Source organism: Nigerium sp., from assembly GCF_039811905.1.
Classification (GTDB): Bacteria; Actinomycetota; Actinomycetes; order Propionibacteriales; family Propionibacteriaceae; genus Propioniciclava.
In genome coordinates this window covers 1-10205 of record NZ_JBDHZL010000097.1, presented here as the reverse complement: position 1 = coordinate 10205, position 10205 = coordinate 1, and the positions used below count along the sequence as shown (strand labels likewise).

General features: G+C 73.6%; 11 protein-coding genes and 1 riboswitch. All 11 genes read right to left on the bottom strand.

The genetic code is table 11. The annotated features are described in order from the left end of the window. Nucleotides 1-383: hypothetical protein (locus WMJ97_RS12540; RefSeq protein ID WP_347349334.1), on the bottom strand; the 383-nt coding region annotated here is incomplete at its 3' end. 234 nt (nt 384-617) lie between these two features. Further along, on the bottom strand, nt 618-1232 hold the full coding sequence (locus WMJ97_RS12535; protein ID WP_347349333.1) for a superoxide dismutase: 615 nt from the start codon (nt 1230-1232) through the stop codon (nt 618-620). Between the two features lie 113 nt (nt 1233-1345). Continuing rightward, entirely contained in the window at nt 1346-2074 is a 729-nt protein-coding gene (locus WMJ97_RS12530; protein WP_347349337.1) for an ECF transporter S component, read from the bottom strand. 107 nt (nt 2075-2181) lie between these two features. Further along, the gene (locus WMJ97_RS12525; protein WP_347349336.1) at nt 2182-3780 is read right to left on the bottom strand and encodes an ATP-binding cassette domain-containing protein; all 1599 of its coding nucleotides are present in this window, start codon (nt 3778-3780) and stop codon (nt 2182-2184) included. Continuing rightward, entirely contained in the window at nt 3780-4868 is a 1089-nt protein-coding gene (locus WMJ97_RS12520; protein ID WP_347349332.1) for a CbiQ family ECF transporter T component, read from the bottom strand. Before WMJ97_RS12520 ends, WMJ97_RS12525 begins: the two co-directional genes overlap by 1 nt. A 5-nt stretch (nt 4869-4873) precedes the next feature. Continuing rightward, complete coding sequence (locus WMJ97_RS12515; RefSeq protein WP_347349331.1) at nt 4874-5524, bottom strand: hypothetical protein; 651 nt, start codon at nt 5522-5524, stop codon at nt 4874-4876. Further along, complete coding sequence (locus WMJ97_RS12510) at nt 5521-7221, bottom strand: prenyltransferase/squalene oxidase repeat-containing protein (RefSeq protein WP_347349330.1); 1701 nt, start codon at nt 7219-7221, stop codon at nt 5521-5523. Before WMJ97_RS12510 ends, WMJ97_RS12515 begins: the two co-directional genes overlap by 4 nt. A gap of 98 nt (nt 7222-7319) precedes the next feature. Then, a riboswitch (cobalamin riboswitch) is annotated at nt 7320-7383 on the bottom strand. Between the two features lie 175 nt (nt 7384-7558). Next, on the bottom strand, nt 7559-7762 hold the full coding sequence (locus WMJ97_RS12505) for a CsbD family protein (RefSeq protein WP_347349329.1): 204 nt from the start codon (nt 7760-7762) through the stop codon (nt 7559-7561). A gap of 116 nt (nt 7763-7878) precedes the next feature. Next, a complete protein-coding gene (locus WMJ97_RS12500) occupies nt 7879-8499 on the bottom strand; it encodes a methyltransferase (protein WP_347349335.1) in 621 nt (206 codons plus the stop codon). Continuing rightward, nucleotides 8475-9320, bottom strand: a complete 846-nt coding sequence (gene truA, locus WMJ97_RS12495) for a tRNA pseudouridine(38-40) synthase TruA (RefSeq protein WP_347349328.1) — start codon at nt 9318-9320, stop codon at nt 8475-8477. Before truA ends, WMJ97_RS12500 begins: the two co-directional genes overlap by 25 nt. After that, nucleotides 9317-10048 (bottom strand): tRNA (guanosine(46)-N7)-methyltransferase TrmB, encoded by a 732-nt coding sequence (gene trmB, locus WMJ97_RS12490; protein ID WP_347349327.1) that lies wholly within the window; start codon nt 10046-10048, stop codon nt 9317-9319. The genes truA and trmB overlap by 4 nt, the downstream gene beginning before the upstream one ends. Between the last annotated feature and the right edge of the window lie 157 nt (nt 10049-10205).

Genomic DNA, 10205 nt, shown 5'->3' with positions numbered 1-10205 from the left:
GACTTCTCGGACTTCTGGGTCGCCTTCGCCGTCTTCGTCGCCTGGGTCTTCTCGGGCGTCTTGGCCGCGGACTTCTTCACGGACGCCTTCTTCGCGGCCGCGAGCGTCGGTGCGGCCTTGGTGGTGGCCTTCGCCGGCGCGGTGGTCTTGGCGGAGGACGCCGTCGCGCTCGGGGTGAGCGTCGCGACCGTCGTCGGCGCGGGACGCGCGTCGAGGTCGCGGTTCACCGTCGAGGCCGCGCGCGGAGCGATCGTGGACGCCGCCGCGCTCGGGATCGCGACGGTCGCCGGCCCGGACGCCTGCGCGCTCAGGTAGTACGCCGATCCCCCCACGAGCAGGGCGGCCGTCGCCGTGGCCGCGATCGTCTGGCGCTTGAAAGCCATGATGAAAACTCCTCAGGAATGGTCCGTTTCCACTCCTGAAGATAGGAGATTGCTGAGAATATTTCAGGTCTGTTGCCGTGGTTGCCGCCCGCTTGGACGTTGTTGGTCAGACCACAGGCTCGCGCGAGCGGACGTGCAGCGGCCCCCAGCCCGAGGGGCTGGGGGCCGCTGTGAAGCCCGATTCCCGCCGAGGGCGGGAGGCGTCCGATGGGTTTCCGATCGAACGCGGGGCGATCAGTACTTGATCTCGGTGGCGACGGCGTCGTCGAGACGCTGGCGCACGTTCTCCCAGTTGACGACGTTCCACCAGGCCTTGACGTAGTCGGCCTTCACGTTCTTGTACTGCAGGTAGAACGCGTGCTCCCACATGTCGAGCTGCAGGATCGGAAGCTGGCCGGCCGGCAGGTTGCCCTGCTGATCGAAGAGCTGGGCGAGGTTGAGGCGCTTGCCCAGCGTGTCCCACACCAGCATCGACCAGCCGGAGCCCTGAATCGAGGTCGCGTTGTCGCTGAACTGCTTCTTGAAGCTCTCGAACGAGCCGAAGTAGTCGTCGATCGCCGCGCCGACCTCACCGTCGGGCTCGCCGCCGCCGTCGGGGGACATGTTCTTCCAGAACACCGAGTGGTTGATGTGCCCACCCAGGTTGAACGCCAGGTCCTTCTCCAGCTTGTTGATCGCGCCGTTGTCGCCCTTGTCGCGCGCCTCTTCAAGCTTCTCCAGCGCGGTGTTCGCGCCCGCGACGTAGGTCGCGTGGTGCTTGTCGTGGTGCAGCTCCATGATCTGAGCCGAGATGTGCGGCTCCAGGGCACCAAAGTCGTAGTCGAGCTCGGGAAGCGTGTAAACCGCCATGATGTAGGTCTCTCCTCCGGTTGTTCTCTCTTACCGCCAACATCCTTGCAGGGTTCGCTATTCCGGCGAAGGGTCCCCATCTCACGCTTCGGTCACAGATGCCCGCGCGCCGGTCACGACGCGAAGGACGCCCGCCGCGCCGCCCGACGCAAGACGTGCAGCAGCCCGGGGGCGAGCAGGACGATCAGCGCGACCGAGGTCAGCCCGCGGCCGAGGTTCCAGCCCATCGAGGTCGCCAGATTGAACAGGACGAACGTGTGCAGGTTCTCCAGCGGCGTCGCGGCCGGGTCGAACGAGAACTGCGTCTGGGGGCCGAGGGCGAACGGCCAGAACGCGAAGTCCATGAGCCAGCCGTAGGCGAAGCCGCTGACGAGGCCGTACGCGGCCAGCAGGGCGACCTCGAGGCGTCCGGACGCCCGCGGCAGCAGCCCGGCGCCCAGCCCGACGAACCCCGCCGCGATCATCTGGTAGGGCAGCCACGGGCCGACGCCGCCGGTCAGCAGGGCGGAGGTGAACATCGTCAGCGCGCCCTGCGCGAAGCCGAACCCGCCTCCGAACACGCGCCCGCCCAGGATGAGCAGGAAGAAGATGGGCTCCATGCCGGCCGTCCCGGTGCTGAGGGGGCGCAGCACCGCCCCCACGGCCGCCAGGACGCCGAGCATCGCGAGCCCCTTGACGTCGAGCGCCTCGCTGGCGAGGTCGGAGAGCACGACGGCCAGGATCAGCGGCAGCACGCCCGCGAACACGAGCGGGGCGAGCGTGACCGGCACGGTGCCGGTGGGGGCGACGATCAGCGGCCATGCGAACGCGGCCAGGCCCGCGAGGGCGGCGACGGCGAGCATGAGCCGGCTGCGTCCGGCGAGGCGGGGGCGGGGTGACGTCCGGGTGGGGGCCGGCGCGGGGGCGTCCGGGGAGGGGGGACGCCGCCCGGCGCGCGTGCCCGGGGCGGTCATCGGTTCGCCTCGACCTCGGCGACCGTCAGGACGCGCGCGGGGGAGAACACCTTCGCGACCTGGGGCGCGAACGTCGGCGAGGACGTCGCCACCGCCCGCGTCGTGCCGTCGGCGATCACCTGCCCGTCGGCCATCACGACGAGGCGGTCGCTGACGTGGCTGGCGAACTCGACGTCGTGGGTGCTGACGACGATCGTCCGGCCCTCGGCGGCGAGCCCGCGCAGGATGCGGGCGAGGCGTCCCTTCATCGCGTAGTCGAGGCCGCGGGTCGGCTCGTCCAGCAGCACGACGCTCGGGCTGGCGGTGAGCTGGATCGCGAGCACGAGGGACAGGCGCTGGCCCTCGGACAGGTCGCGCGGGTCGGCGTCCAGCGGGAGGGACGAGTGCAGCCGCGCGAGGATCGCGGCGGCGGTGCCGGGCTCGGCGCCCGTCTCGGCGTCGGCCTGCGCCAACTCGCGCCCGACGCTCGGCAGGTAGAGCAGGTCGCCGGCGGTCTGGGGGACGAGGCTGACCGCGCGGCGGGCGTCCGCGGGGGAGAGGCTGCGGGGGTCGACGGCGTCGTCGGCGACGACCCGCCCGGTGCTGGGGACGCCCCCGGCGATCGCCCACAGCAGCGACGACTTGCCGGCGCCGTTGCGGCCCATGAGGCCGGTGACCGTGCCGGTGACGAAGCCCAGCGTGACGCCGTCGACGGCCTCGGTGGGGCCGTAGGCCACCGAGAGATCCGTGAGGCGGAGGCCGACGGGCCCGGCGGGCAGCGGCGGGTCGGCGGGCGTCTCGACGGCGATGTCGTGGCGTTGGGCGTAGCGGCGGGCGTCCCGGACGGAGCGGAAGACGGTCGGCCAGTGCAGCGTCCGGGCGAGGTCGGCCAGGGGCGGGGTGACGTCGCAGCGCAGTAGGACGCCGCCGGGGTCGCCGACCTCGACCGTGCCGTCGCGGCGCACCCAGGCGATCGTGTCGGCCACGTGGATGACCCGCTCGAGCCGGTGCTCGGCGAGCACCACGGTCAGCCCGACCTCGTGCACGAGGGTGGTGATCGCCCCCAGAACGTCCTGGGCGGCGGTCGGGTCGAGCGCCGACGTCGGCTCGTCGAGCACCAGGACGCGCGGCTGCGCGGCCAGCACGGCCGCGATCGCGACCCGCTGCTGCTGGCCGCCGGACAGGTCGAGCAGCGGCCGGTGCCGCAGGGACGCGATGCCGAGCAGGTCGAGCGTCTCCTCGACCCGCTTGCGCATCGCGGCGGGGGAGAGGCCCAACTGCTCCATGCCGTAGGCGATCTCGTCGGAGACGTTGTCGGTGACGAAGCCGGCGACGGGGTTCTGGCCGACGTAGCCGACGACGTCCGCGAGCTCGCGGGGCCGGAAGTCGGCGGTCGAGCGCCCGCCCACCCTGACGCTGCCGGTGAGCGTCCCGCCGGAGAAGTGGGGCACGAGCCCGTTGAGCGCCCCCAGCAGGGTGGACTTGCCCGTGCCGGTGCGGCCGACGACGACGCACAGGTCGCCCTCGGCGATCGCGAAGGAGACGTCGCGCAGGGCCGGGGCGGAGGCGTCCGGGTAGGTGATGGTGACGCCGTCGAGGACGATCGGGTGCTCGATCACGCGGCCACCCCCACGGCGCGCGGAGCCGGGTCGGGCGTGAGGGCGAGCGGCCCGAGGACGCCGCCCAGCGCGGCCACGAAGGCCGGGTGCAGGGCGGGCCAGACGAGCGGGTCGGTGCCCGGGTGGACGATGTCGAACGCAACGACGCCCAGCACGGCCACGATCGCCGCCGCGACGACGCCCGAGGCGACCAGGGCGGTGTCGCGCGGCGTCCAGGGCTCGGGGCGGTAGCGGGTGACGCGCTGACGGCGTCCGGAGGCGCGCAGCCCCGCGACGACCGTCGCGACGCCCGCCGCCAGGCAGGCCAGCGCCCACGGCAGCGCGGAGGGCACGCTGAGCAGGACGAACGCCCCGAACGCCAGCAGCCCGGTGCCGCCGAGCAGGCCGGCCGTGAGCCGGCGCGGCGGCGGCCCCGACTCGCGGGTGCGGCCGAAGCCGCGGGCCTCCATGCCGGCGGCCAGGGAAAGCGAGCGGTCGACGGCGTCCGCGATGACGGGCACGACGACCGAGACGACCGCGCGCCACCCCTTCGTCGCCCCGCCGCGGAGGCGCCGGGCACGCCTGATCCGCTGGGTCGACTCGATGAGCTGCGGCGCGACCGACAGGGCGATCGCGACCGCGACGGACGCCTCGTACAGCGCCGCCGGGACGCTCCGCAGCGCCCGGCGCGGGTTCGCCAGTGTGTTCGCCGCGCCGAGGCACAGCAGCACGACGACGAGCCGCAGCGAATCGTAGAGGCTGTACGCGAGCGCCTCGGCCGTCACGGCGCCGCCCAGCCGGACGCCCGCCGCCCACGCGGGCAGGTGCACCTCCGGCAGCCGCAGCACGACCGTGGGCCCGGTCCCCGCGCCCATCACGACCTGGAACACCAGCCGCACCACCAGCACGAACCCGGCCAGCGCGAAGTACACGCCGACCGATCGGGCCCAGGGGTCGTCCGTGCGGCGCAGCAGCATCACGGCGGTCACGCCGAGGCCGAGCAGCACGAGCAGCAGCGGGTTCGTCGTCAGGGACGCCGCCGCGGCCACCCCGATCGCCCACCCCCACCACGCCCACGGATGGACGCCGCGGCGGGCGGGCCGCACCGGGCTCAGCGTGCCCTTCTTCGCCGGGCCAGCACGACGACCAGCGCGATCGCGCCGAGCAGCACGATGCCCCCGGTGACCAGGGCCCCGGTCGCGTTACCGCCGGCGGCCGGGGCCGCCGGGGACGCGGTGGTGGGGGACGCCGCGGGTGCGGCCGTGGTGCCCGCGGGAGCTGACGCCGTGGGCGCGGTCGGGGACGCGGGGGCCGCGCTCGGCACGATCGACCCGGACGCCGGCAGCGCCGGGGGAGGCGTCTTGCCGTCGCCGAAGGACCAGCCTTCGGCGTCCCCGTAGCGCGGCCGGTAGGTCGCCGAGCCGTCGTTGGAGTACGCCCACGCGCCGTAGCTGCCGTCGGGCTTGCGCTCGGCGTGCCAGTACGACCAGTAGGCGTCCATCTTGAGCTCGCACCGGTCGGGCTTGCCGTCGATGCGGCAGACCAGCCCGCCCGAGCGGGTCACGTCGAAGCCGGCGCTGTCGAGCGCCTGGTCACCCGTGCCGTACGCCGTCGCGCACCGCTGCTGCGACCCGACGACCACCCAGACCCCCGCGCACGACGCGGGGGCAGGGGTGGACGCCGTCGGCGCCGCGACCGCGGGGGCCACGAGCGCCGCGAGCAGCCAGACGACCAGGGCGGTGAGGGTCGCCAGACGCCTCACTCGCGATGCCCGTGGTCGTCGTGGTGCTCACCCTCGTGGTGCTCGCCTTCGTGGTGCTCACCCTCGGGTTCGTGCTCGTCGGGGTGCACGGGGCCGCCTTCTTCGACCATGGTGGCGGCGGCGTCCTCGTGGTGTTCGTCGCCTTCGGTCTGCTCGCCTTCGGTCTGTTCGCCCTCGGACTGTTCGCCTTCGGTCTGCTCGCCTTCGGTCTCGTGCTCGGCCGGGTGAATCGGGGCGCCCTCGTCGATCATCTGCGTCTCGGCGTCGATCGCGCCCTCGCTCGCGGACGCCGGCTCCTCGCCGGCAGCGAACGCCTCGGCCTCGGCGGCGGCCGCGGGCTCGCCCTCCTCGGACTTCTCCTCAGACTCCTCGCCCTCGGACGCCTCCTCGGCGGCAGCGGCTTCAGGCTCGATGACGGCGGCAGTCTCCGCCTCGGGATCGTCGGGCGCCGGGACGTCGTCCGACGACTCCTCCACGACGGTTTCCGACCCCTCGGCCTCCTTCTCCGCCTCCTCCTCGACATCCTCCGGACGCGCCGCGAGCCCGGTCGCCGCGGCGGTCACCGTGGCCCCGGCCGTGAGGTCGTCCGTGACGGGGGCCTCGGCGGCCGCTCCGGTGCGCACGGCGTACGCGGCGTCCTCACGGGCGGACAGCTCGGTCGAGTGCGCGCGCCGGGCGCGCGCCTGACGCGCGAACAGGAAGATCGCGACGGCGCACAGGGCGACGATCGCCACGATGATCGGGATGACGTTCAGGTCGCTGCCCTCGCCGCCGATGGTGGGCACGGGAGCCGGCGGCGGCGTCGGCCCGCCGAGCGCCGGGGACGCCATCACGGTCGCGTACGACGTGTCCCCGAGCAAGAGCGTGGCCTGCTGGGTGGCGAGCAGGTTCGGCTGGCCGCCGTCGCCGGGCAGCCAGCCCTCCTGGGACTGCTGCGCGACGAGGTAGTCGACCGCGCGGGGCTGCTCGACGCCGACGGTCTGCAGGGCCGAACCCATGATCGCCGTCGAGTTGATCTTGTTGTAGCCGGCCCACGAGCCGTCTTCGCCCTGGGCGTTCTTCGCCCACTCCTGGGCCTTGGTCAGCGCGTCCTGCGCGCCCGGGGCGTCCTTCACGGCCGACAGGCCGAGGATCGCCATCGCGGTGTTATCGGCGCTGGACGGCTGCCCGGCCTGGTAGGTGAATCCGCCGTCGGCGTTCGCCTGCTGGATCAGGTAGGCGACCATCCGCTCGGGCACCTCGGCCTTGTTGCGCGCGAGCGCGAGGATGCCCATGCCGGACGCGTACGGGCCGGGGTATTGGCCGAACGAGCCGTCCTCCTTGATGCCCGCGGTCGTCGCGGCGATGGTGTCGGTGCCGCCGAAGTCCTTGGCGTCCATGCCCCAGGCGGCGGCGACGAGCGCCAGCTTCGCGGCGCCCTGCGGATCCTTGCTGTAGTCGGCGGCGCCGGCCTTCGCGACGTCGAGAAGCTGCTTCGCGGTCTCGGCCTTCGCGTCGTCCTTGGCCGCGGCGAGAGCGAGCAGCGAGTCGGCGGCCTGGCCGACGTTCGAGCCGACGCTGCCGGCCTGGGAGGCGATGTAGTCGCCCGCCTTGCGGGCGGCGTCGGCGTTGCCCGCGGCGTGGGCGGGTAGGGCGGTGGAGACCAACGCGAGACAGGTCGCGATCAGGGCGACCAGGAGGCGTGACAGACGTGACATGGGAGTCCTTTCCCGAGGCACGTTGTGCGGAGCGGCGAGGATCGGCGCCGCCCCCACCCCGCGTTCCTCGACGGGCCGTGGTACCAGGCCGCGCGGGCGGTCCGGCTGGCCGGGTGCTCCGGTCACGGTTGCGGGTCAGCCTCGGAATCCCACCGAGTTCCCCACGCGGCGTTGTCAGCCTAGCCTTTCAGCGCTCAGGCGTCTCCCATGGGTTTCGCCCGTCAAGCAGGGACGCCGCGGCGGTCGTCCGCGCGGGCGTCCTGCGCGCACGGAGCCCCGGACATGCGCCAGGGGCGGTGCTCCGTGAGCACCGCCCCTGGGTTCGTTGATGGTGAAGTCAGTCGACAGACTTCTTGACACCGTCGGCTGCGTCTTTGATGCCGTCCTTGACCTTCTCGCCTGCCTTCTTGGCATTGGCGGAGGCCTGTTGGCCTTTGCCCTCGGCTTGCAGCTTCTCGTTGTCAGTGAGGTCTCCCGCAGCTTCCTTAGCTCGGCCGCCGAAATCCTCGGCAGCGTTGGAGATCTTGTCACCGATACCCATAGAACCTCCTCACCGGGAGCAACGCGCCCCCTGTCGATTTCCCCACTGTAGGCACCCCCTGGGGGTCAGGGAAGTGAACGTCTGTGCCGATTGTTGGGCGTTCGTTCATGACGCCGTCATGCGACCGCGGAGGTCACCTCGAACACGCGAAACCCCTTGGCGGACGCCGTTCGCGCGCACGCGTACCCCTGTTCCACCAGCCAGCGCTGCAGCGAATCGGCGCCGAGGTTCTTGCCGACGACGAGGCGTGCGACCCCGCCGGGGGCGAGCCGCGGCAGCCACGTCAGCAACAGCTCGTGCAGGGCGGCCTTGCCGACGCGGATCGGCGGGTTGGACCAGATCTCGTCGTAGCGGGCGTCCGGGTCGGCGTCGGCGGGCAGCAGCGCCCACACCCGCCCTCCGACGCCGTGGGCGTCCGCGTTGTCGCGCGTGAGCGCCAGCGCGCGCTCGTTGACGTCGACGGCGTCGACGGTCGCGCCCGGGCAGGCGGTCGCGAGCCCGACCGCGATCGGGCCGTAGCCGCAGCCCAGATCGAGGAGGCGGGCGGCGTCCGGACGCGGCGTGTGCGTGCGCAGCAGCACCGCCGTGCCGAGGTCGAGCCCGTCGGCGGAGAAGACGCCGTTCGCGGTGGTGAACGTCCAGTCGGTCTCCCAGAACCGGACGCCGACGCTGCGCCGGCGCTCCGGGCCCTCGGGGGTGGTGAAGTAGTGGCTCACGGCGTCCCTTCGCTGTCGCAGACCGGCTCTTCGTCGCGGCGGGCCCGCGCGACGCGGGCGCGCTCGGCGAGCTCGGCGTCCGGCGGGTAGCCGACCTGCTCGAGCACGAGGCCGTGGGCCGGCATGACGGTGACGTCGCCGGCCCTCTCGGTGCGGTCGAGCAGGCCCGTCAGCCAGGACGCCTCCCGCCGCCCCTCGCCGACCGCGACCAGCGCGCCGACCAGCGAGCGGACCATCGAGTGGCAGAAGGCGTCCGCCCGGACCGTGACCGCGACCATGCCGCGGGTCGTGCCCATCTTGACGCGGTGCGCGGAGCATTCGAGCACCTCCCGGATGGTCGTCGCCCCCTCGCGGCGTTTGCAGAACGCGCCGAAGTCGTGCAGGCCGACCAGGGAGGAGGCGGCGGCGTCCAGGCGCTCGACATCGAGGGGGGAGCGCAGCTTGACGACCTGGTTGCGGGCGAGCGGGTCGAGCGGGACATCCGCGAGCCGGTAGACGTACTGTCGCCAGAGCGCCGAGAAGCGGGCGTCGAAGCCGTCGGGCGCCGGGGCGACCTTCCGGACGACCACGTCGTCGGGCAGCACGCGCCCCAGCCGGCGGAACAGCTCGGACGCCGTGGCGTCCGGGTCGTCGGTCGGCAGGTCGACGTGGGCGACCTGCCCGCGCGCGTGGACGCCGGCGTCGGTGCGCCCGGCGCAGGTGAGCTCGGCCGGGGAGTCGAGGCGCAGGACGCGGCCGATCCAGCCCTCCAGCTCGCCCTGGACCGTGCGCAACTCGCCGCCCTGGCCCGCCCAGCCGTGGAAACCGGCGCCGTCGTAGGCGATGTCGAGCCGGAACCTCATGCGGCGGCCCCCTCGACCCGGGTGTACGTGAGGTCGTGGATGCGGCGCCCGGCCGCGAGTCCGCGCTGCTCGTACTTCGTGAGCGGACGGTCGGCCCACCGCGGCGCCCAGCCGCCGTGGACGTTCGTCAGGCCGGGGCAGGCGTCCAGGGTCTCGCGCATCCACTCGGCGTAGTCGTCCCAGTCGGTGGCGAGGCGCCAGAGCCCGCCGGGCGCCAGCCGGGACGCCGCGAGTGCGGCGAATTCGGGGGAGACCAGCCTGCGCTTGTGATGGCGAGCCTTGTGCCAGGGGTCGGGGAAGAAGGTCCACAGCTCGGCGACCTCGCCCGGCCCGAAGAGCCGCTCGAGCCCCTCGGCGCCGTTCGCGACGAGCACCCGCACGTTGCCGACCCCGGCCCGCGCGAGCCGGGACAGGATCGACGCGGCCGCCGGCTCGAACACCTCGAACGCGACAACGTCGACCTCGGGGTGCGCGGCGGCGAGCGCCGCGAGCGACTCGCCGCGCCCGGGGCCGATCTCGACGACGCGGGGGGCGCGGCGTCCGAAGACGGCGTCGAAGTCGACGGCGGCGTCCGCGGCGATCGAGGTGGAGGTGTCGCGCGGCGGCACCCGGACGACCCAGTCGTCGGCGTGGGCGTCCCACGCGCGCTGCTGGCTGGTGTTCATGCGGGCCGACCGGCGGACGTACGACACGACCTCCCGGCGCACCCGCTCGCGGACCTCAGGCATGGGCGACAGCGTAGTGGGCCGCGCGCGGGCGTCCGGCGAGGCGCCCGTTCGGGACGCCGGTTCGGGACGCCGGTTCAGGACGCGGCGACGCTCGCGACCTCGTCGTCGGACGCGGCGTCCGGGGCGGGGGTCGCCGGCACGCGCGTCACCCGGGAGG